At 31.9% G+C, this 22,169-nt stretch carries 20 protein-coding genes; 6 read left to right on the top strand and 14 right to left on the bottom strand.

The features are described from left to right. Positions 1-54: 54 nt before the first annotated feature. The 3 genes from R6X41_RS08300 to R6X41_RS08290 form a co-directional block, all read right to left on the bottom strand. Positions 55-1,476, bottom strand: a complete 1,422-nt coding sequence (locus R6X41_RS08300; protein WP_318499199.1) for a CCA tRNA nucleotidyltransferase — start codon at positions 1,474-1,476, stop codon at positions 55-57. Between the two features lie 75 nt (positions 1,477-1,551). Beyond that, positions 1,552-2,112: an L-threonylcarbamoyladenylate synthase gene (locus R6X41_RS08295; protein ID WP_318499197.1), complete on the bottom strand. Its 561-nt coding sequence runs from the start codon at positions 2,110-2,112 to the stop codon at positions 1,552-1,554. Positions 2,113-2,143: 31 nt separating this feature from the next. Continuing rightward, a complete protein-coding gene (locus R6X41_RS08290) occupies positions 2,144-3,253 on the bottom strand; it encodes a glycosyltransferase family 4 protein (RefSeq protein WP_318499196.1) in 1,110 nt (369 codons plus the stop codon). 270 nt (positions 3,254-3,523) lie between these two features. On the opposite strand from R6X41_RS08290, the gene R6X41_RS08285 reads away from it, so the two are divergent. Together R6X41_RS08285 and R6X41_RS08280 are read left to right on the top strand one after the other, a co-directional pair. After that, positions 3,524-4,528, top strand: a complete 1,005-nt coding sequence (locus R6X41_RS08285; RefSeq protein ID WP_318499194.1) for a glycosyltransferase family 4 protein — start codon at positions 3,524-3,526, stop codon at positions 4,526-4,528. An 11-nt stretch (positions 4,529-4,539) separates the two neighbouring features. Continuing rightward, positions 4,540-5,310 (top strand): Kdo domain containing protein, encoded by a 771-nt coding sequence (locus R6X41_RS08280; RefSeq protein ID WP_318499192.1) that lies wholly within the window; start codon positions 4,540-4,542, stop codon positions 5,308-5,310. A 3-nt stretch (positions 5,311-5,313) separates the two neighbouring features. Here the strand turns inward: R6X41_RS08280 and R6X41_RS08275 are convergent, their stop codons facing one another. Genes R6X41_RS08275 through R6X41_RS08265 form a run of 3 tightly spaced genes read right to left on the bottom strand, consistent with a single transcriptional unit; the run spans position 5,314 to position 7,960 of the window. After that, positions 5,314-6,069, bottom strand: a complete 756-nt coding sequence (locus R6X41_RS08275) for a glycosyltransferase family 2 protein (RefSeq protein ID WP_318499190.1) — start codon at positions 6,067-6,069, stop codon at positions 5,314-5,316. A gap of 16 nt (positions 6,070-6,085) precedes the next feature. Next, positions 6,086-7,144, bottom strand: a complete 1,059-nt coding sequence (locus tag R6X41_RS08270; RefSeq protein WP_318499188.1) for a glycosyltransferase family 9 protein — start codon at positions 7,142-7,144, stop codon at positions 6,086-6,088. After that, the gene (locus tag R6X41_RS08265) at positions 7,145-7,960 is read right to left on the bottom strand and encodes a 2,3,4,5-tetrahydropyridine-2,6-dicarboxylate N-succinyltransferase (protein WP_318499186.1); all 816 of its coding nucleotides are present in this window, start codon (positions 7,958-7,960) and stop codon (positions 7,145-7,147) included. Positions 7,961-8,101: 141 nt separating this feature from the next. Here R6X41_RS08265 and ruvX point away from each other — a divergent pair, with 141 nt between their 5' ends. From ruvX to mazG, 4 genes are all read left to right on the top strand, one after another. Beyond that, the gene (ruvX, locus tag R6X41_RS08260) at positions 8,102-8,512 is read left to right on the top strand and encodes a Holliday junction resolvase RuvX (RefSeq protein WP_318499184.1); all 411 of its coding nucleotides are present in this window, start codon (positions 8,102-8,104) and stop codon (positions 8,510-8,512) included. Between the two features lie 507 nt (positions 8,513-9,019). Beyond that, the gene (gene def / locus R6X41_RS08255) at positions 9,020-9,610 is read left to right on the top strand and encodes a peptide deformylase (RefSeq protein ID WP_318499182.1); all 591 of its coding nucleotides are present in this window, start codon (positions 9,020-9,022) and stop codon (positions 9,608-9,610) included. Between the two features lie 55 nt (positions 9,611-9,665). Beyond that, on the top strand, positions 9,666-10,118 hold the full coding sequence (locus R6X41_RS08250) for a DUF5606 family protein (protein WP_318499180.1): 453 nt from the start codon (positions 9,666-9,668) through the stop codon (positions 10,116-10,118). Positions 10,119-10,225: 107 nt separating this feature from the next. Further along, a complete protein-coding gene (gene mazG / locus R6X41_RS08245; protein WP_318499178.1) occupies positions 10,226-10,999 on the top strand; it encodes a nucleoside triphosphate pyrophosphohydrolase in 774 nt (257 codons plus the stop codon). A 239-nt stretch (positions 11,000-11,238) separates the two neighbouring features. On the opposite strand, the gene R6X41_RS08240 is transcribed toward mazG, so the two are convergent. The 8 genes from R6X41_RS08240 to R6X41_RS08205 form a co-directional block, all read right to left on the bottom strand. Continuing rightward, positions 11,239-12,507, bottom strand: coding sequence for an NAD(P)/FAD-dependent oxidoreductase (locus tag R6X41_RS08240; RefSeq protein WP_318499176.1), 1,269 nt, complete (start codon positions 12,505-12,507; stop codon positions 11,239-11,241). A gap of 214 nt (positions 12,508-12,721) precedes the next feature. Then, entirely contained in the window at positions 12,722-14,641 is a 1,920-nt protein-coding gene (locus tag R6X41_RS08235; RefSeq protein ID WP_318499174.1) for a DUF349 domain-containing protein, read from the bottom strand. A 101-nt stretch (positions 14,642-14,742) separates the two neighbouring features. Continuing rightward, on the bottom strand, positions 14,743-15,480 hold the full coding sequence (locus R6X41_RS08230) for a shikimate dehydrogenase family protein (RefSeq protein WP_318499172.1): 738 nt from the start codon (positions 15,478-15,480) through the stop codon (positions 14,743-14,745). Continuing rightward, a complete protein-coding gene (locus R6X41_RS08225) occupies positions 15,473-16,492 on the bottom strand; it encodes a DUF368 domain-containing protein (RefSeq protein ID WP_318499170.1) in 1,020 nt (339 codons plus the stop codon). The genes R6X41_RS08230 and R6X41_RS08225 overlap by 8 nt, the downstream gene beginning before the upstream one ends. Then, complete coding sequence (locus tag R6X41_RS08220) at positions 16,492-17,499, bottom strand: DUF368 domain-containing protein (protein ID WP_318499168.1); 1,008 nt, start codon at positions 17,497-17,499, stop codon at positions 16,492-16,494. The genes R6X41_RS08225 and R6X41_RS08220 overlap by 1 nt, the downstream gene beginning before the upstream one ends. A 55-nt stretch (positions 17,500-17,554) precedes the next feature. Further along, positions 17,555-18,940 carry a tetratricopeptide repeat protein gene (locus R6X41_RS08215; protein WP_412176261.1) on the bottom strand — a complete coding sequence of 462 codons (1,386 nt, stop codon included), beginning with the start codon at positions 18,938-18,940 and terminating at the stop codon, positions 17,555-17,557. A 141-nt stretch (positions 18,941-19,081) separates the two neighbouring features. Continuing rightward, positions 19,082-20,263 (bottom strand): aspartate aminotransferase family protein, encoded by a 1,182-nt coding sequence (locus R6X41_RS08210; protein ID WP_318499165.1) that lies wholly within the window; start codon positions 20,261-20,263, stop codon positions 19,082-19,084. Positions 20,264-20,267: 4 nt separating this feature from the next. Continuing rightward, positions 20,268-22,076, bottom strand: coding sequence for an OstA-like protein (locus tag R6X41_RS08205; RefSeq protein ID WP_318499164.1), 1,809 nt, complete (start codon positions 22,074-22,076; stop codon positions 20,268-20,270). Positions 22,077-22,169: the final 93 nt, after the last annotated feature.

Genomic DNA, 22,169 nt, shown 5'->3' with positions numbered 1-22,169 from the left:
TTGTTTTATTTTGGAAATAAAGCTTGATAACATACATTCAATTTCTCTTTTACTTTATTTATCCGATACTTCCAATCCTAACTTTTTACCAGCTTTTAACATTAATTTAAAAGCGGCTTCGTGTTCGTTAGGAATTTCACCTTCTAAAATAGCTTCTTTTATAACATCCTTAATCTTGCCAATTTCTTGTGAAGGTTTTAAATTGAATGTCTCCATAATTTCTTCTCCAGAAATAGGCGGTTGGAAATTACGAACATGATCACGCGCTTCAACTTCAACAATTTTATCTCTTACGATTTTAAAATTATTGTGATACTTTTTAAATTTCTTTGGATTTTTAGTCGTGATGTCTGCTTCACATAAGGTCATTAAATCCTCTACAGCATTTCCAGCATCAAAAATTAAACGTCTTACAGCAGAATCGGTTACTATATCTTGAGCCAACACAATTGGTCGGGAGCTCATAAAAACCATTTTCTGTACAAACTTCATCTTTTCATTTAAAGGCATTTTTAAACGCTTGAATAAATGAAATGCCATTTTCGAACCTTCAAATTCATGTCCGTGGAACGTCCAACCTACTTTTTTACTGAATTTCTTGGTTGGTGCTTTTCCTATATCATGAAGTAATGCAGCCCAACGTAGCCAAAGATTATCTGTGTTTTCAGAAATATTATCGACCACTTCTAAAGTATGATAAAAATTGTCTTTATGTTTCTGTCCTTCAACTTCGTCTATACCTTTTAAAGCTGTAATTTCTGGTAAAATATAATTAAGAAGTCCTGTTTCTTCTAGAAGTAAAAATCCGATAGAAGGCACTTTGCTCTCAAGGATTTTATTCAATTCTACTACAATACGTTCTTGGGTAATAATTTCTAAACGTTCGCTATTTCTTGTAATAGCATTTAAAGATTCTGTTTCTATTACAAAATTTAATTGAGACGCAAATCGCACAGCACGCATCATACGCAACGGATCGTCGCTATAAGTAATATCTGGATTTAGCGGTGTACGAATAATTTTGTTTTCTAAATCTTGAACACCATTAAACGGGTCTAAAAGATTTCCGAAACGGTCTTCATTTAAATCTAAAGCGAGTGCATTTATAGTGAAATCACGACGATTTTGATCATCTTCTAAAGAACCATTTTCAACAATAGGATTTCTACTATCTTCATTGTAAGATTCTTTTCTCGCACCTACAAATTCAATTTCTATACCATCGTAACGCAACATGGCGGTACCATAGGTTTTAAAGACTTGAACTTTTGGTTTGTTGGGTAAGTTTTTTGCGACTTGTCTAGCTAAGTTAATACCGTTACCAATGGCAACAACATCAATATCTTTTACACTGCCACGATTTAAAATGAAATCGCGGACAAATCCACCAATAACATAGCTGTCTAATTCTAATTCTTTGGCAGATTTAGAAATAATTCTAAATATTGGGTTCTGTAGTGCTTCTTTGTAATTCATTTATGAAATTCCAATTTTTAAATACCAAATTCCAACTCATTCTAGTTTGGGATTTGGTGCTTAAAATTTGAGAGGTTACTCTCTTATAACTTTCACAACACCACTATTACTTAATTTAATAATAGCCGATGGTTTTGCGTTCTTTTTTTCGTGGTGCAAATTTACGACATAGTCTACTCCTTTTAAAATATCGGGAGCGATTTCTTTAAAAGATTTTGGTGTGGGTTTTCCACTAATGTTAGCTGAGGTTGAGACAATAGCACCATTAAATCTGCGTATTAATTGAAAACAAAAATCATCATCAGGTATTCTAATAGCGATGGTATTGTCTTCTGCTATTAAATTTAAAGCTAGATTTTGTGGCTCGTCGTATATTATGGTAATAGGTGTTTCCTGAATATCGAATAAACTGAAGGCAGCTTCCGGAATCTCCTTCACGTATTTTTTTAGCATTCTATCATCGGCAACTAAACAAATTAAAGCTTTGCTGTCTTGACGTTGTTTTAGTTTAAAAATTTTTTCTACAGCGTCTGCATTCGATGCATCGCAACCTACTCCCCATACGGTATCTGTAGGGTAGAGTATAAGCCCGCCTTGTTTTAGAATTTGCAAGGCTGTGTTGATTTCTTTTTGCATGGGTAACTTTTATTAATTTAAATAGATGAGCTTATTTTTTAAGAATAGATTTATAAACATCAAATGTTTTTCTCGCCATAACTTCTGAAGAAAAATTAGCAAGGATTTGAGTGTGTGATCTCTCTATAAACTGTTGTTGTAATTCTTTGTCCGCAGATAGATTTACAAGATTGTCTGATAGTGATTTGTAATCATTCACATCAGACAAAAAACCATTTACACCACTACTTATAATTTCAGGAATTCCCCCCGGATTTGTGGATATAACAGGAGTTTTAAAATAGAAAGCTTCATTTATTACTTGGGGTAATCCTTCAGATTGAGATGTTAACATAAAGATGTCGAACTGTGGAATAAAGTTAGACGCATTATTAACAAAACCTGTAAATGTAATATAGTCCTCTAATTTTAATTCTTTAACTTTTGCTTTATACTCGTCTGTTTTTTTTGTGAAATCTCCAATTTGTACAAAATGAAAGTTAGTGAGTTTTTTTATATTAACGATATCGTCTATCACATTTAAAAAAGTAAGTAAGTTCTTTGCTCTTATGTGATTTCCTATGTTTCCTATAATTATTTTGTTCTCAGGAATCTGATATTTTGCTCTTAATTTAAATTCTGTAATATCTGTTTTATTGCTAAATCGGATACCGTTATAAATGGTTGTTATTTTAGAAGTGTCTTCTATCCCTTTAGCAGTAACTTGGGCTACAGCTTTAGAAACACAAATATATTTTTCAATTTTTTTATAATTGTATTTAAAGAGTGTAGATTTTCTGTTTTTAATTTCGAAAACAGTTTTTTTACTAAAAATAAAAGGTGGTAATTTTTTACTAATTCTATCCGCAATAACAGATAATGTTAAGGCCGTTGGATCATGTAAATGAATGAGATCAATTTTTTTACTGCGACAAGTTTTAATAAGTTTTAAAATATATCTTGGATCTATTTTAAAACCTAATGGAGCAGCAATGCATGCGTAATTTTTTTCTATTAACCTTTTATGGAAAACAGAATTTTTTACGCAAAAAATATATTGAGTGACATCTAGATTAGATTTTTCTAATTCGTAATATAAATTTTCAATATGGTTTTCTCCACCACCCCAATTCGATACTCCTGAAACATGTAAAATTGTCATTCATTTATGGGTTTTACTATTAGAATCAACAATTTAAAATTATAAATAAAGTATGTGTTGTCAATTGCGTGCTGCAAAAATAGAAAAGTTATTTCAATTAACTTTCTTTCCTGTTTTAATGTTAGACAAAGAAGGTTTTAAGTATACATTCTAATGTTTTTAAAGTAACAACCGTTTTTATACATTTGTAATCTAAGAATTACATTGAACAACTATATTTTACATTAAGTAAGCGTTTGATGAATTACGCATTTAATAATACATTTTGTAATGGATATAGGAGAGCAACTTTATTTTACGGTATTTCATAAATGGAAATACCTATTGGCAATTTTACTTTCAAAATTTCATTCGAAGTCTAAATCAATGGAGAAATTGGTTTATGTCGCAAGGGAAAAAGATAAAGATTGGATTTTTGGTGCAAAAGTTAGAAGACTTTCGAAGTTTTCTGGATTAAACGCTTCAACTTATTTCCATAATAAATTAAAGAATTTACCGGACGCAGATGGTTATTATTTTATTTATCAGAATTATTTTTGCAAATGTATTCGTAGTACACCAAGTATATTAAATAAAAAGAATATTGTTATGTTTACGCATCCAACTTGGACTAAAAAATATTCTAAAACACATGTTGTTTGGTGTCTTAATAAAGCAGATTATATAATCTGTTTAAATTCTAAAATTAAATTAGACTTAATTGAGCTGGGTGTTAAACCTGAGATATTAAAAGTTTTGCATATTGCAACATCATCTTCGACCTTTTACAATCATAATCGAGAAAATGGAGGGGTTGGTTTTTGCTCTAATTTCGGAATAAGAAAAAATCCTGAGTTGGTATACCAGATCATTAAAAATTTACCAGAAAGACAATTCTATATTATTGGTAGAGATTGGGAAAACTTTGATAAATTTAGTGAGTTAAAAGCTTTGCCTAACTTTACCTATTATGATAATGTTCCATATGAAACATACCCAGATTTATATAATAAATTAGATGTTTTTGTGTCTCCATCTATATTAGAAGGCGGTCCAGTTCCTGTGTTAGAGGCAATGATGTCTAATTGTGTGCCTGTGGCATCAAATACAGGTTTTTGTCCAGATTTGATAAACCATGGAAAAAATGGATTTTTATTCGAAATCGATGCTAATTATAAGGAGGTTATATCTTTGATAAATCAAGCTTACGAGTTAAAAGGAAATGTAAGAGAAACAGTTTTGCCTTACACTTGGGAGAACTGCTCTAAAAAAATAGACGGTTATTTTTTAAACTAATAATATTTTAATTGAATAAAAAAGAACATATACAGGAGGCTTATATCAATCAGAAGGCATTGCTTGACGATTATATTCTGAATTTTAATAGTAAAGGAAAAGCGTTCGGAAATCAGGATCGTAACTCTTTAAGGTTATTTGATTTGGGGAGTAAAACTATCAATGCAAAATCGTTTAAGATTCCAAATCTTATAAACAAAATAGCTTACAGGTTCTTTAGAAAAAGCAAGGCACAACGTTCTTTTGAATATGCCAATATCTTAATTCAAAAAGGTATAGGTACACCCGAACCTATCGCTTACTATGAATTTACTACACCTTTAGTTTTTAAAAACAGCTATTATATAAGCGAACAATTAGACTGTGAATTAACCTATCGCGAACTGTGTCATGATTTAAACTATCCAGACCATGAAGCTATTTTACGAGGATTTACACGTTTTACTTTCGATTTACATGAAAAAGAAATTAACTTTTTGGATCATTCTCCAGGTAACACATTAATTAAAAAAGTAGGGGATACGTATCAATATTTTTTGGTAGATTTAAATAGAATGGAATTTGGTCCTATGGATTTTGAAGCCAGAATGAAGAACTTTGGTCGATTAACCACTCATAAATCTATGGTTAAAACCATGAGCGACGAATACGCTAAATGTTTAGGAGAATCTCCAGAAAAAGTATTTGTTGTAATGTGGGGATATACCGAAGCATTTCAAGAGAAATTTCAGCGTAAGCAAAAGTTAAAAAAGAAATTGAAATTTTGGAAAAAACACGATTAGACTTTATTTTCTGTCTTTTCGCAATAACCATAATTTTATATAACGCATAAAAATCACGTAACCCTGAATGTAACCAATAGCAAGGCCGACAACTCCATCTCTAAACCCACCTTGTATAATATAGTGTTTAAAAAAGCCCCAAAAAGGCTTTATTACAAAATGATAAGGCGTTATTTTCCCTGTTTTTTTATCGTAATCTTTAGCTTGCCACCAAGCATAACGATTCATTTTTTCTAAATACTTATCGAAAGTGATGTAGGTATTATGGTAGAGTTTGTTTTTTAAATGTCCAACGTCTCCGTTCGTTTTAATTTCTGCATGAACATGTTTGTCTTCGTATATACAAAAATCACGTTTAAATAAACGAATTACGCTGTCGTTTCGCCATCCGCTATAATTTACACGTTCGCCCATAAAGTGATTCATTCTCCCCATCCAATATGCTACTATATTTGGGTCTGGTTGTTTAAGAATCTCTAAAATTTCGGCTTGTAATTCAGGAGTGACACGTTCGTCGGCATCAACTAATAAAATCCATTCGTGTTTGGCTTGCGGAATCGCCCAATTTTTTTGTGATGCGGAATATTCATAATCTCTACGAATAACTTTTGTAGCCAAAAACAATGCCTTTTCGTAGGTTCCATCTGTACTTAAACTATCTACAATTAGAATTTCGTCGGCAAATTTTACCGATTCGATAACGGCTTCTATATTATGTATTTCGTTTCCCGTAGGAATAATTGCAGTTAGCTTGGTCATTAAAATGTGTTATGCTTTAAAAAGGTTTTAAAAAATTGATTAAAACATTTTTAAAATAATTTGGGGTAAATTTTTTATATAAAGATAGACTTTCCTTTTTCAGATCCTTTTCATGTTTCGCTCCGTACAGTTCTGGCTGATAATCTTTTAAATGAACAGAAACATTATTGGTGCTATCTTCAAAAATACTCCACGTTTCTTTGTCTATCCAAGGTGAGAAAATCGTAAAGGTTTTAATATTCAGTGCTTTTGCCATGTTTATAGCGCCACCCTCATTACCTATAATAGCTCCACAATGATGTAAAATTCCTAAAAATTCTCTTAAGCTTTTACCGTAGACATTGAAAAAAATATAATTTTTAGTTTCTGGTTTACAGGCATCAAAAATCTGTTGTGCCTGACTTAGCTGAGAAGGGATATAATTGAATAAAATTTGAGCTTTTGTAGCTTCAACAATAGTATCAATTACTTCTGCCATGTATTTTAAAGGATAGGATTTGGAATCGCCACTTCCTAAAACACCAATCATAAATACAGTTTCGTTTAGATTAAGACCATTGGATTCTAAAAACTGTTTGCTCTGTTCAATTTCTGGATGAGTTAAATAAATTTTTGGTTTTATAAACTCAGGAAGTGCTTTAACTAAAGGTGTTAAAAGTTGAATTCTGTTTTCTATGGCTAAACCAGCACTAGTTTTTGCTTTTTTAGAACGTTTTACTGTTTCTGTGTAAATCCATTCAGAATACCATTTATGATAAGATATTCTTGTTTTTCCCTTAGTATAATAGCTAATTATTTTACTTGAAAGTTTCGAGTAAACATCTATAACAATATCAAATTCGTGATGTTGAATATCTTTCGCAAATTTGAACAGCGCTTTCGTGTTTTTCTCAGCCGTTTTTGGGAAAATAATAAAATTATCTATGTACGGATTATGTTCTACAACAGAAAATGTATTCGCATTAATAAGATAATGCAAGGTTGCATTGGGATATTCTTTTCGTAGTATTTCAAATAAAATACTACTTGTAAGCACATCTCCAATCATTTTCTGTTGTATAACTAAAATCTTCATTTATACCGCAACGTTATTATCACGAAGCGCATTATTTAAAGAGGTTTTCTTATCTGTACTTTCTTTACGTTTTCCGATAATTAAGGCACAAGGCACTTGAAATTCTCCAGCAGGGAATTTTTTAGTATAACTTCCAGGGATCACAACAGAACGTGCAGGAACACGACCTTTAGTTTCTACAGGAGTATCTCCAGTAACATCAATAATTTTAGTACTCATTGTTAATACAACATTTGCACCTAAAACAGCTTCGGTTTCAACATGAACACCTTCAACAACAATACAACGCGATCCAACAAAAACATTATCTTCTATAATAACTGGAGCAGCTTGTAATGGTTCTAATACACCACCAATACCAACACCACCAGAAAGGTGAACGTTTTTACCAATTTGTGCACAACTACCAACAGTAGCCCAAGTATCGACCATCGTTCCTTCGTCTACATAAGCACCAATATTTACATAACTAGGCATTAATATAACACCAGAAGAAATGTAAGCTCCATGACGTGCAACTGCGTGAGGTACAACACGAATTCCTTTTTCAGCATAACCTGTTTTTAATGGAATTTTATCGTGGAATTCTAAAGGTCCACATTCTATAGTTTCCATTTTCTGAATTGGGAAATAAAGTACAACACCTTTTTTTACCCATTCGTTTACTTGCCATCCATTTTCGGTTGGTTCTGCAACACGTAATTCTCCTGCATCTAATAGAGAAACTACTTTTCTAATCGCTTGTTGAGTTGTTTCTTCTGATAATAAAGCTCTGTTTTCCCAAGCTTCTTCTATGATAGATTGTAATTCTTTCATTGTAAATCTTTAAATTTCCTCAAATATAGTTTTATAATCTATCTCCTTAAAACCGTTACCATAAAAAATACCTAAATCTTTATATATAGAATCTATTATAATTGAGATTGTTAATAGTAACTTTGCTGAAAAAGATATAAAATGGCACGTGTTTTAGCAATAGATTTTGGAAAAGTAAGAACAGGAATTGCAGTAACCGATGAGCTTCAGATTATAGCTTCTGGACTTACTACAGTAAATACAAAAGAGTTAATTCCGTTTTTAAAAGATTATATTGCTAAAGAAAATGTTGAGCTTTTTGTGGTTGGAGAACCTAAACAAATGGATGCCACAGCATCTGAAAGTGAAGCTTTAATTATACCATTTCTTCAAAAATTATTAAAAGCAATTCCAGAAATTCCTGTAGCCCGAGTCGATGAACGCTTTACGTCTAAAATGGCTTTTCAAACCATGATTGATGGTGGCTTGAAAAAAAAACAACGTAAAAATAAGGCTTTGGTCGACGAAATTAGCGCTACTTTAATTTTACAGAGTTACTTATCTTCAAAATAAATAGCGTTTTTTAGAGAATTTTCTTAAATTTTAGCTTCTTATCGAGAATTAATCGGTGTTTGACTAAAATTTTTATAAGAACAATACTTAGCATCTATATTTGTTTCAAATTAGTTAATGCTATGAACTATAATAAATTATTTTTTTTTATAATCGTGTTGGGCTTTGGCTCCATGCATCTTAAGGCACAGAACCACGATATTAAAAAAATTGATCAAACTATTCCAACAGAAATAAGAGTCGCAAAAGTACTGCCTTGCGAGACATTTTCTCTTAAAAATGTTAAATCTCTAAATATTGTTAACAAACATCAAGATTTAATTAATACTACTGTAAACTCTAAAATTAAATGTACACTAGATTTGTTTAGTGTTCTTAATGATAAAGCGACTTGCTAAAAGTTAAAACTTCATAAAATTTAAGACTACTTGTTAAAGGAGTTTTTTACTATAGGCTATTAACAGTAAGAATTGTATTTTTGCATTTCAATTTTTACAACGCACAAAAATGATATTACCAATAGTCGCATATGGCGATCCCGTACTAAAAAAAGTTGGACAAGATATTGATCCAGAATATCCGAAATTAAATGAGATTTTGGATAATATGTTCGAAACCATGTACAATGCATTTGGGGTAGGACTTGCAGCGCCACAAATAGGTTTGCCAATTCGTTTGTTTATTATAGATACCACGCCTTTTGCCGAAGATGAGGATTTGTCTGAAGAGGAACAAGAGGCCTTAAAAGGATTCAGAAAAGTATTTATTAATGCCGAAATTACTGTTGAAGAAGGTGATGAGTGGGTTTTTAATGAAGGCTGTTTAAGCATTCCAGATGTTCGTGAAGATGTCTTTAGAAAACCAAAAGTAACTATTGAGTACCAAGACGAAAATTTTAAATCGTATGTTGAAACTTACGAAGGTCTTATAGCGCGTGTTATTCAACATGAATACGACCACATTGAAGGAATTTTATTTACAGAGAAACTATCTACCTTAAAAAAACGTTTAATTAAAGGACGTTTAGACAACATCTCCAAAGGAAAAATCAATGTGGATTACAAAATGCGATTTCCAAAACAAAATAAGAAACGATAATATTTGTATAACACATACAAACACAAGATATTTGCCATCTTTTAAAAAATAATTTATGAGCTTAGATAAAGTATTAGCTATTTCAGGAAAACCAGGATTATACAAATTAATCATGCAAACGCGTAACGGGTTTATCGCAGAATCTTTATTAGATAATAAGAGACTTTCTGTAACGATGAATCATAATGTTAGCGTGTTAAGCGAAATTGCTATTTACACATTAACAGAAGAAGTGCCTTTAAAAATCGTACTTCAAACTATTGCAACAAAAGAGAATAACGCACCTTCAACTATTAGTCATAAAGACAGTAAGGATAAATTAGAAGAGTATTTCTTCGGAATTTTACCAAACTACGATGAAGACCGCGTGTATCCAAGCGATATTAAAAAAGTAATTCAATGGTATAATTTACTTCAGAAAAATGATTTATTAGATTTCGAAAGTGAATCTGAAGAATTAGAAACTGAAGAAGTTGCTAGCGAAGAAACGATCTCTGAAAAAGAATAAATTCAAACTTCAAACAAACAAATTAAAGTCCGACCTAGAGTCGGACTTTTGTTTTTCATTACCTTTAGACTAATTAAAAATTCATCATTTCTCTTAACTTATATCCTATGAATACACGTGCTCAACAACTTGAATCTTTCGATAGACTATTAACCATTATGGACGAATTACGAGAACAATGTCCGTGGGATAAAAAGCAAACCATGGAAACCTTACGTCATTTAACCATTGAAGAAACGTACGAATTAGGAGATGCTATTTTAGATAAAGATTTACAAGAAATTAAAAAAGAATTAGGAGATGTATTGTTACACATTGTGTTTTATTCTAAAATTGGTAGTGAAACTAAAGATTTCGATATCGCCGATGTTTGCCATAGTATTTGCGATAAATTAGTGAGTAGACATCCGCATATTTATGGAGATGTTAAAGTTGAAAATGAAGAAGATGTAAAACGAAATTGGGAAAAATTAAAACTTAAAGAAGGAAATAAAAGTGTCTTGCAAGGCGTTCCAAATAGTTTACCGGCCTTAGTAAAAGCAAGTAGAATTCAGGAAAAAGTAGCAGGTGTTGGTTTCGATTGGGAAGAACCACAACAAGTTTGGGAAAAAGTGGAAGAGGAATTACAGGAATTTAAAGCTGAAATTTCAAACGGAAACCAGGATGCTATGGAAGATGAATTTGGAGATGTTCTGTTTTCGTTGGTTAATTATGCTCGTTTTTTAAAAATAAATCCAGAAAATGCATTGGAACGCACAAATAAAAAATTTAAGAAACGATTTGAATATTTAGAGGGGAAAGCCGCGCTATTAGACAAATCTTTAAAAGATATGACGTTAGCAGAAATGGATGTGTTTTGGGAAGAAGCAAAAAAACTCTAATTTTTTTCAATACTCGTAATCCAATCCCATTATTCTCCCGTATATAATAGTATGAATGGCATAATTCTTCATAGGTTGAGATTAATAGCATAATCCTTACATTTTAAACTATGTCATTCAAAATAGATTATTTCTTTATAGGTTAGGGAATATCGGTTTAGTTAGTAACTCAATCCTACTTGAAAATTACACTTGTGTTAATTTCTCTCAAGTAGGATTTAGTTTTTTATAAAGATTTCTTAATTATTTTTTTTCTCTTTAGGTCTAATTATCATTCTAAAAGATTGGTCTTTATTAATATAATACCCCATCCAATCGTAAAATGCACGCATTCTATTTCTAAAACTAACCAAGGACATAATATGCACAAAAATCCAAACACACCAGGCGATGAATCCTTTTAGGAAGAATTTATGATCGGGACCATCTGTTACAGCCTTATTGCTTCCAATAATGGCCATAGAACCTTTATCCGAATATTTAAATGGTTCCCACGTATTAGATTTTATGTTTTTACCTAATGTTTTTGCCTGCTGAATAGCAACCTGAGCCAATTGCGGATGTCCGTTTGGATAATCTTTATCTCCAATAACTATAGATGTGTCACCAAGGGCATAAATATTAGTATAGCTTTCTACAAGGTTAAAGCTGTTTGTTTTTAAGCGTTTCCCTCTACCGTGATTTTCTTCTTTAAATCCTTCAAAAGTTTTAGCCGAAATTCCTGCAGCCCAAATTAAGTTTCTAGATTGTATTTCTGTACCATCAGAAAGTGAAACAACATCGTCTTTAAAATCTTTTACAAAGGTGTTAAGTTTAATAACCACACCATATTCTTCTAATTTTTCGTGAGTATAACCTTGTGTTTTTTTAGACATAGCAGCAAGCACTGCATCTTGACCATCGATAAGGTAAATGTTCCCTAAGTCACTAGAATTTAGCTCCGGATAATCTTTGGTTAAAATGTGTAAACGCATTTCAGAGAACAATCCTGAAAGTTCTACCCCAGTTGGGCCAGCTCCGGCAATTACAAACGAGAGTAGTTTTTTTCTTTTTTCAGTATCTGTTATTCTTGTTGCACGTTCTAAGCGTGTAAAAATTAAATTTCGTAAAGCTAAAGCATCAGAAATGGTTTTCATAGGTAAACTGTTTTCTTCGATATTTTTATTGCCAAAGAAATTAGTTTCAGCACCAGAAGCCATAACCAAAATGTCGTAATTTAATTCACCATTACTTAAAATGATTTTGTTTTCACTAGGAATTACTTTTTGTAATTCTCCCATCCAAAATTTTACATTTTCATGTTTTCTTAAAATTTTTCTAAATGGATAACTAATTGCAGATGGTTCCATAAAACCAGCGGCAACTTGATATAATAAAGGAGGGAAAAAGTTGTAGTTATTTAAGTCGACTAAAATAATATTATATTGGGGTGCATTTTTTAATTGATTGATTAATTCTAAACCTGCAAAACCACCACCAACAACTATAATTGTTTTCTTATCTTCCATATTAATAGGTTGAATTTCGTTGAATTAACGTCAAAGATAATGTGGTTTTTTCTAATAAAGAGGAAACTTAGAAATAAGATTTTTCGCAATCGTTTTCGATTGAAAATTTATTATTTGCAGTTGTTTTTCGTTAATTTTTGAAACCTAAAAACATAAAAAAAGTTCCTTCTAAACCATTTAGAAGGAACTTTTTTAAGAATATTAAAAAGGCGAATTAATACAACGCTTTTATTTTACTAAGTTTTGTTTTCCAAAGTTTTAAAGCATCCTTGTGTCTTGTAATATTTGCATGAACTTCTTTAACCAAAGGATTATCGTCTTTTACATTTGTAAAAAATTGTAAGTTGTTTTCCAACTGGTTAATTTCTCCTTTAAGTTCGTCTATCTTTTTACGAATAAATAATCGTTCGTTGTCTAAATGTCTTGAATCTTCAGCATTACTAAGCTCGTCTAATTTGTTTTCAAACTTAATTAGCTCTGCTTCATTTTTACTAACTTTTGCTTGTTTAAAAAGATCGTCTAAAGTTTTGTTGAATTTACCTTCTATAAATCGTTTGTTTGCTGGTACGCGACCAATCGATTTCCAAGCAGAAATTTGTGTTTTAATAAGTTCTAAATCACTTTCCTTTTCATCTGTGAATTCTAAGGTTTTTAAAGTGTCTAAAAGTTCGGATTTAGCTTTAAAGGCGGCAGCTTCTACTTCATTTTCTGCATTCTTTTTAGAATGTATTTTATCGAAATATGCATTACAAGCGGCTTTAAATTGCTTCCATATTTTATCACTATCCTTACGTGGCACATGACCGATTTTTTTCCAATCGTTCTGAATTCTCTTCATTATTGGTGTAGTCGCATCGGTATCTTCGCTGTCTTTATGGTCTTCAGCAATTTTGATTAAGTCAAGTTTTTTCTGAAGATTATCAAATTGCTCTTTCTTTAAATCTTTATAGAACACATTCTTTTTGCGATTAAATGCTCTAACAGTTTCTTTAAATTTCGACCAAGTAGATTCATTTAATTTTATAGGCACTTTTCCAGCGCTAAAAAATGATTCTCTTAATTGCTCTACTTCTTTAATCTTAGCTTGCCAACCGTTGTGAGATTTTGCTCCTTCGTTGGTTATAGCTTCAATTTTCTGAATGATTTCTGATTTCTTCTCAAGATTTACTTCATAAACCTTATCTAACACGTCATAATACGCTTGACGTTTATTGTGAATTATTTTTGTAGCAGCTTTAAAGCGGTTCCAAATCTCTTCGCGATGTTCTTTAGAAACAGGGCCTAGTTCTTCTTTCCACATTTTATGAAGCACTTGTAATTCTCTAAACGAACGATTTGTGTCGTCGTCTTGAGATAATTCTTCAGCACGTTCAATAATTTTTATTTTTAAATCTAGATTGTGTTTAAAATCTAAATCTCTCAAATCACGATTTAAATGAAGGAAATCGTAAAAAATTTCGACATGGTGGTGGTAGCTATTCCAAGCATTATTGTATTTATCTCTAGGAATAGGACCTGCGCTGCCCCATTGATCTTGTAAGTCTTTAAAATGCTTGTATGTTGTATTAATGTTTTCTTCAACATTAATTAAACCTTTAATTTCTTCAATAATTCGAAGCCTATTCTCAAGATTGCCTTTTAAATTGGTTTCAATATTTTTATAATGCGAATGTAGTTTTCCTTTGTAATCTTTATAGGCGTCTTTAAAACGTTTTTGAACTGGGCTAGAGAAGTAGAAGTCTATTTCGTTACCGCCTTCATTTAAAAAGTCTTCCTTTTTTTCGTCTATTAATGTGTTGAATTTTGAATTAAACTCGTTTTTAATACCATCTACATGATCTTTAATGGCTTGAGCTTTTTCTTCTGATACCAATTTTTCAAGTTCGATAACTAAAGCTTCCAACGACATGGTGTCATATTCTTTAACCGGAATGGTGTGTCGCTCATTACTGCCTTCATCTTCTGCATCTTCAGCGTTTGAGGCTTCTATTTCTTCAAATACAACATCTTCATTTTTTGCATCCTCTAGAGGTGCTGAAGTTGTTTCAATTTGTGGAGTTAATTCCGAAGTCTCTGCTATCGGTTTTTGTTCTTCGTTTCCGTCTACAGGTTGTAGGTTATCTTGCTCTGACATTTTAAAAAATGTTTTGGTTCATTATTATAAGTCTCTAAAGATACTAACAACTCACATAATTACAAAGTGTTGTATAATTTTAATGAGACCGTATTTTTGATTTATAAATTCCAGATTTTCCAAGCTTTTTCGGCTTGAAAAACTAACATGTTTAATCCGTTTAAAGTCGTTGCTTTTTGTTCGCGACCTTTTCTTAAAAATGTAGTTTCACTTGGATTATAAATTAAGTCGAAAAGTAAATGCTCGTTTGTAAGTGCGTCGTAAGGAATATTTGGACAATCTTTAATATTAGGAAATGTGCCTACAGGCGAACAATTAATAATTAATTTGTGATTTTTAATCACTTCAGAAGATAATGCGTCGTAACTAATGGTTTGGTCATTTTTAGGCGATCTAGATACGTACTTAAATTTTATCTTTAGTTTCTTTAAAGCAAAAGCGATGGCTTTACTTGCACCACCAGTCCCCAAAATTAAAGCATGATCGTGATAAGATCTTAAATACGGTTCTATAGATTTTTTAAAGCCGTAATAATCAGTGTTGCTTCCAATTAATTTCCCTTTTTTAGTGATTTTAATTGTATTTACTGCACCAATTTTTTTTGCTTTTTTATCTAATTTGTCCAAAAAAGGTATCACTTGTTCCTTGTACGGAATAGTAACATTTAATCCTCTTACTTCAGGATGATTTTTAAATATTGAAGGAAATTCAGAAATATCATCTAAATCAAAATTTTGATAGGTAGTGTCTGTAATATTTAAATCTTCAAACTTTTGTTTAAAATAAGAGTTCGAAAACGAATATGAAATCTGCTTTCCTACAAGGCCTAATTTATTCATGGATTGTTCGTGTTTTTTCACCGTAAACACCTAACCATAACACTAGGCCAATCCCTAAAATAATAAGAATTAATGCAATGCTGGTTTCAGAATTTAAATCGGGAATATATCGTATGTAATTAGTTACTACTTTGTTTCCTGTTGAATCTAAAGATAATTCTCCAGATTCTAATGTTTTGTAAATGGTGTGTTTCCATGGCCAGACAACACCTAAAGAACCAACTATAAAACCAATAATAGATGCCATTGTTATGCTTTTGTAGTGTTTTAAAATATAACTTAAAACATGAGAAAACGTGACCAACCCTGTTATAGATCCTAGTGTAAAAACGGCCAAAACTTGTAATAAACGAACCCTGAATGGATCTGTTGTGAAATCGAAATTCCAACGTATTATGTCTGCAACTGTATCGTATAGTGCATTTACAGAGTCTACAAGAAGTAAGACGTAGTTGCCTAATAAAATTAGTATAAACGAACCGGAGAAACCAGGAAGTGTCATTCCGGAGACGCTAATAATTCCACAGAAAAATACAAACCAGAGATTGTCATTTTCCTTCGCGGGGTCTAAAAAACTTATACTTATACCTAAGGCTGTCCCTATAATTAGGGAGATTAGAGTTCGGTAATTCCAATCTTCAAAATCTTTACTTATGTAATATATCGAGCCTATAATCATGCCGAAGAAAACACTCCAAACAAACAATTCGTAATGTTGAATTAAAAAATCTAAAATTTTAGAAATACTGAAATAACTGATAATCATTCCTAAAAATAGAAGACTTAAAAATTTACCGTTTATATATTGATAAAGACTTCTAAACCTTCCGCTAATAAGAAGTTTAAAGGCTTTTCCATTAAATTTTTGAAGCGAATAAATAAACTCTTCATAGAAACCAGAAACAAAAGCGACGACACCACCAGAAATCCCAGGAACCTTATTGGCAGCTCCCATTCCTAATCCTTTTAAGACTAAGAAAATTTTATCTGATAATGTTCTAGTGTTTTCCATTAACTCTTTCTAGTTCCTACTTTTTCTAAAATAAAGATAGTTAAAAATCCGAAAATCATAAGTGTTATTGCAGGAATTACATGTGCATCAATATGGTTCAAATTAGAATACATTGAAGGTAATGTACTGTGTTCAGTTATCGTTTTATAGACTTCACTAACTTGCATTTGCTTTTCATAGATAGATAATGTTCCTAAATTAGAAACTTCTGAAAATGGTAAAATTTGTCCCGTTTCTTTTTCTAGTACTGTAGTGGTAAGTTTCCAAGGCCATACTTTGTTTAATGAACCAAAAATGAACCCGGTTAGAACTGCTAAAGTCGTATTGTGATAATGTTTAAATAGCCATTTTAAAATGTGACTAAAACTTAGTAATCCTATTAAAGCTCCAGCAGCAAACAATATAATTTTTTTTAAATCTAAGTCAGTTAGTGCATCACTTAATGTTTTGTAAGCTCCTAAAATAACAAGAATAAAAGATCCGGAAATTCCAGGTAAAATCATAGCACAAATTGCTATTGCTCCAGCAAAAAATAAAAACCAAGGACTGTCGTTACTATTTAAAGAGGGTAGAGTCGTGATGTAAAAGGCTAATACTGCACCAATAATTAGGCTAATAATTGTGGGTAAATTCCACCGATTAATTTGTTTTCCTACAAAGAAAATACTAGCGATAATTAGTCCAAAAAAGAAAGACCAAATAAGGATGGGGTGGTGCTCTAGTAAATATTTGGCAACTCGCATAAACGAAACAAAGCTTACTATAATACCTGTAAGTAATGCTAATAGAAAGTTTCCGTTTAATTGTTTCCAAAACGATGCTAAACCTTCATTAATTAATGTTTTAAAAAGTGAAAGATTGACACCACTAATGGTTGATATAAGTTCTTCGTATATTCCAGAAATAAAAGCTATTGTACCACCAGAAACACCGGGAACCGCATCTGCAGCACCCATGGCCATACCTTTAAGCGAAATAATTAGGTAGTCTTTTAAATGTCGTTGCATTTTTAGGTTTTAAATTCGAAACCCAAAGGTATGAATTTTACCTAGATAGAGTTGGCTAATCTTTAGCTTTAAGTGCTTTTTTTACAAGCTTAGATTTGTAAGTTTCAGGAAAAAGTTCTTCAATTATAAAAACATATTCAGGATTATAATGCAAACCGTTTTTTAAATGAAAAGATGCCTTTTCAGGTTCGTTCCCTTTAAAATATAAACCAGCCAATCTATATTCAATTTCTGCATTTTCAGGATAAAATTCTGCGGCTTGTAATAGATTGTAAATGGCAGCTTCAGGTTCTCCTATTTTTATTAAAATGTCGCAACGAGATAACCAGGTGTTCAATTCGTAATTACCTAATTCTATCGCTTTTTTGTAACCTTGTTCTGCTTCTTCTAAAAAGTTTAAACGGTGATTAATTTGTGCGTATATTTTCCAATACTTTACATTATCTCCATCAATACTTAAAGCTTTATTAACATAGTATAATGCTTTTTGATAATCTTTTTGCTTGCTGTAAAATTTCGTTATTGCAACCCAACCTTTATCTAACATCGGATCTTCACGAACCGTTTCATTAAAAAATTGAATAGCTAAATCATTTTTTCCTAATTTCTCGTAGCAAAGGCCAATACGTAATAACGCAAAAGAGGTTGGATCATCTAACGTTAAAGATGTTGTGTAACTTTCTATAGCAGCTTCAAAACGTTTTAATTTTTCAAGAACCTTTCCTTTTTCAATATATGCACCTACAAAAGTGTCGTCGGAAATAATGGCGAAATCGTAAGCTGCAATTGCTTTTTTATAGCGTTTTAATGCAAAATATTGTTTACCAAGTTGGTGCCAAGCTACTTCGCTATAAGGGTTTTTGTCTAAGTAAATGTTAAGATATTCTGTTGCTTCTTCATATTGTTCCATAAACTCGAAACAATAAATCATATTATATAAAGCAGAATAATCATCAAGATCTTCTTCTAAACATTTTATAAAACTGTTTTTTGCTTCTTCAAATTTATCAAGGAATAAATATTCCATGCCTATTAAAGAATGTAAATCGGCAGTTTCTTCAGACAGATTAATTGCTTTTTTTAAGACATCAATCGCTTGTTCATGCTGATCTCTTTTAGATAAGATATTTGCTTTCTGAATATAAATTTCTTCATTCTGAGGTTCTAACGTGTATAAATCATTAAGCATAGTATCTGCTTGTTCTAATTTGTTTTCGAAAACAAAAACCTCAATTCTAAAAAGTTTTAGATTGGTACATGTAGGATGTTGATCTAAACCCAACTTAATTGCTTTTTTAGCTAAAGCGATTTTACCTAAATCTAAATAATAATGAATGATATTCTCAAACTCTTCTGAATCAAAAAATAAAACATGATTAGTTTTAAGCATTGATTCAAATTTAGTTAAGGGTAACTCGTTGTTGTTAGGACTGAACTCCATAGGCAAATGTATATGGTTTCTTATACTATTAAATGTAACGTACAAATTTAAGCATTATTAAAAAGCCAAATAAATCTTTTCAACAAAGTAATCAACATCTAGAAAGGATAAAGGAATTGTTTTAATGTATTGTGTTGGAATTTAGATTTTTATACCGTTTAAAATGTTAATAATAATATCGCATCCTTTTTCTATTTCTTCGTTAGAAATGGTTAAAGGAGGTGTTATTCGGATTGCTCTGGGTTCAAAAAGTAACCAAAATGCTATTAAACCTTGGTCTTGAGCTTCTAAAATCACCTGATTTGTAATCTCTGCACTCGGTGTTAAAGCAGCAAGCATTAAGCCTTTTCCACGAATTTCCGTGATTAACGGATGCTGTAATAAGTGCCTAATTAACTGTTCTTTTTCTAAAGCTTCTGTCATTAAGTTCGTTTCGGTAACCTCTTTTAATGTTGCTAATGCAGCTGCAGCAATAACGGGATGTCCACCAAAGGTTGTAATGTGTCCCATTTTAGGATCTTCTTTTAATTGATCCATGAGTTTGGTTGATGCTGTAAAGGCTCCAATGGGCATACCACCGCCTAGACCTTTTCCGGTGACCAAAATATCGGGTGTGCAATTGTAATTTTCAAACCCAAATAATTTTCCTGTTCTGCCTATTCCTGGCTGAATTTCATCTAAAATTAAAAGAGCACCTACAGCTTCACATTGCGCTTTTACTTTAGTTAAATATCCGTTTTTTGGCACTATAAAACCAGCACCACCTTGTATGGTTTCTAAAATTACTGCGGCAGTTTTAGTTGTTATTTCTTTTAAATCGGCTTCGTTATTAAATGTAATAAATTTTGCTCCCGGAACTAAAGGTCTGTATGCTTGTTTGCGTTCTTCGAAATCCATAACACTCATAGATCCCATAGTATTTCCATGATATGCATGCTTTGCTCCAATAATTTCACTCCTGCCTGTAGCACGTTTGGCTAGCTTTAAAGCACCTTCGATAGCCTCGGTTCCAGAGTTTACAAAATACGTTTTCTCTAAGGGTTCTGGGGTGTGTTCTGCGAAAAATTGAGCCAATTCTACTGCAGGTTTTTGAATATATTCTCCATACACCATAACGTGCATATATTTATCTAATTGATCTTTTATTGCGTTTACAACTTTAGGATGACCATGGCCTAAACTGCAAGCCGAAACTCCAGCAACAAAATCTAAATATGCCTTATTATTTGTGTCGTAAATGTAAGATCCTTTAGCATGTGATATTTCCAGAGCCAAAGGGAATGGAGATGTTTGCGCTTGATATTTAAAGAATTTATCCTTCATTACTTTAAGGTGTTTCGTTTAGAGTTGCAGGTTGTTTTATTGGTTTTTTTAAGGGTTGAGTTAATTTTGGAATTGAATCCTGACTAGGAAAGTGTCTAGAGGCTTTTGAAGGATTCTGAAGATTATTAGTCTTATTGCTTTCTTCTACTTTTTCGGCACGTTTCATTAATTCTTCATCGAAAAATTCATCTTGTGGCACATATGGATCCAATCCCTTTATAATGGGAAGATTTAAAGGTTCATCATCTCTAAATAAATCTTCAACACTAATTGGTCGCTCGTCTTCTCGCCAATCAAAACCTCTTAATTTTTTTGCGTTTGGAGGATATTTAGATTCAGGATATAAGGAGCCATCAACTTCATCGTTTTTTCTGACTTCATTGATTTCATTGCCTTCGAAGAACATGGCGATACTTGCCGATTTAGATTTTTCAATACCTATTAGCTCTTGTTTGTCGTTTCGGGCATAATAAATAGATTCTGCATTTCTAATAATATCAACTTGTTTTAATTGATTAGCATCATTAAATGTTCCGTATAATCTCTGACCAGAAATTTGATTAAATCCAAGTCCAAACGTGTCTTTACTAATTATAAATGCATTTTCGAAAACGATTAGTGAATCTATTTTTTCTTCAATTGTATTCGATTTAATATGAATGGTATCGCCAGTCATTTGGTTGCCAAGATTCCAAAGAATTGGTCTGCGTTTTACAGCAAAATTATCTTTAGGTGCTAAGCGTTTAAGATTTATAAGTTGTGTTAAACCAGATTGCTGGTCGACGTGAATAGAATCGGCTTTCCCGCTCATATCCGACTTGTATAATTTTACATTTCTGAACGCACGTGTAATTCTATGTTCAGGTTTTCCTGTAACCATTAGCGTATCTCCATGAATATATAATGAATCCTTTTCTTGAACTGAAATGGCTAAGGCGCGTTTGGTGATAAAAACCGAATCTTTGGCTCTGTACACTTCGGCATAATGCCCTTTAATAACACTTTTGTTTAAGGTGTCTGTTACCGTAATGTTGTTAGTTGCAGAAGCATAACTTTTATTCCTGTCGAAGTATAAACTATCACCTTCAACGGTTCGGTTATCGTAATCTATTCGTGAGTTTTTAATAAAATAACCAATGTCGTTTGTGGTATCGTAAAATCCACGTTCGCAATATATTTTAGACGATTCACCAACAATTGTACTAGGCCCATACATATAAGCTAAGGCGTTTTCGGTGTAATAATCCAATCGCTCTGTATTTAGAATGTATTGGGGGTTTACTAGTTTAACATCGTTTACAAATTGATATTTTTTTACGTCCATGTAAAACCGACCAATTCTGCTGGTAATGGTTCCTGAAGAATCACGAACTACAGTTCCGCCAGTCTTGTAGAAGGCTTGTTGTTTAGCACGATCAAAATATAGAGTGTCTGTTGTTAAGACGGAACTAGGTTCTGTTAAAACAACATCTCCACTTGCAAAAGCTAATTTTGTTTTTCCGCTATATTCCAGGTACTTGGCATCCATGTTTATGGTGTCGCCTTGTTTCATTTTAACATTACCATAGGCTTCAATAAAATCTTCTTTACTGTAAAAAATGGCTTTATCGCACCACATATTTACACCTTCGTGTATGATGTGTATCTGGCCAGAATCGTCTCGGGTTAATACATTCGCATCTGGGTATTCAACTTCCCGTGTTAAGAATCCGGAGTATTCGATTTTAATTCGTTTTTGTTGCTGCGCGTACAGTTGTGTAAACGAAATGAAGAGGAATACTAGAAATATATAGCGTAGTTGTGCTGTTTTCAAATTAAAATATTTGTAACAAAAATAAGGATATAAATGATTTGCGATACTGAATTGTAAAAGATTTAGCATAAAAAAACCTGCTTAAATATATTT

Origin of the sequence: Formosa sejongensis (assembly GCF_033447105.1) — a bacterium.
In the GTDB taxonomy this organism is placed as follows: Bacteria; Bacteroidota; Bacteroidia; order Flavobacteriales; family Flavobacteriaceae; genus Formosa.
Note: the sequence above shows the minus strand (reverse complement) of the source record. Positions and strands in the feature narration are given on the sequence as shown.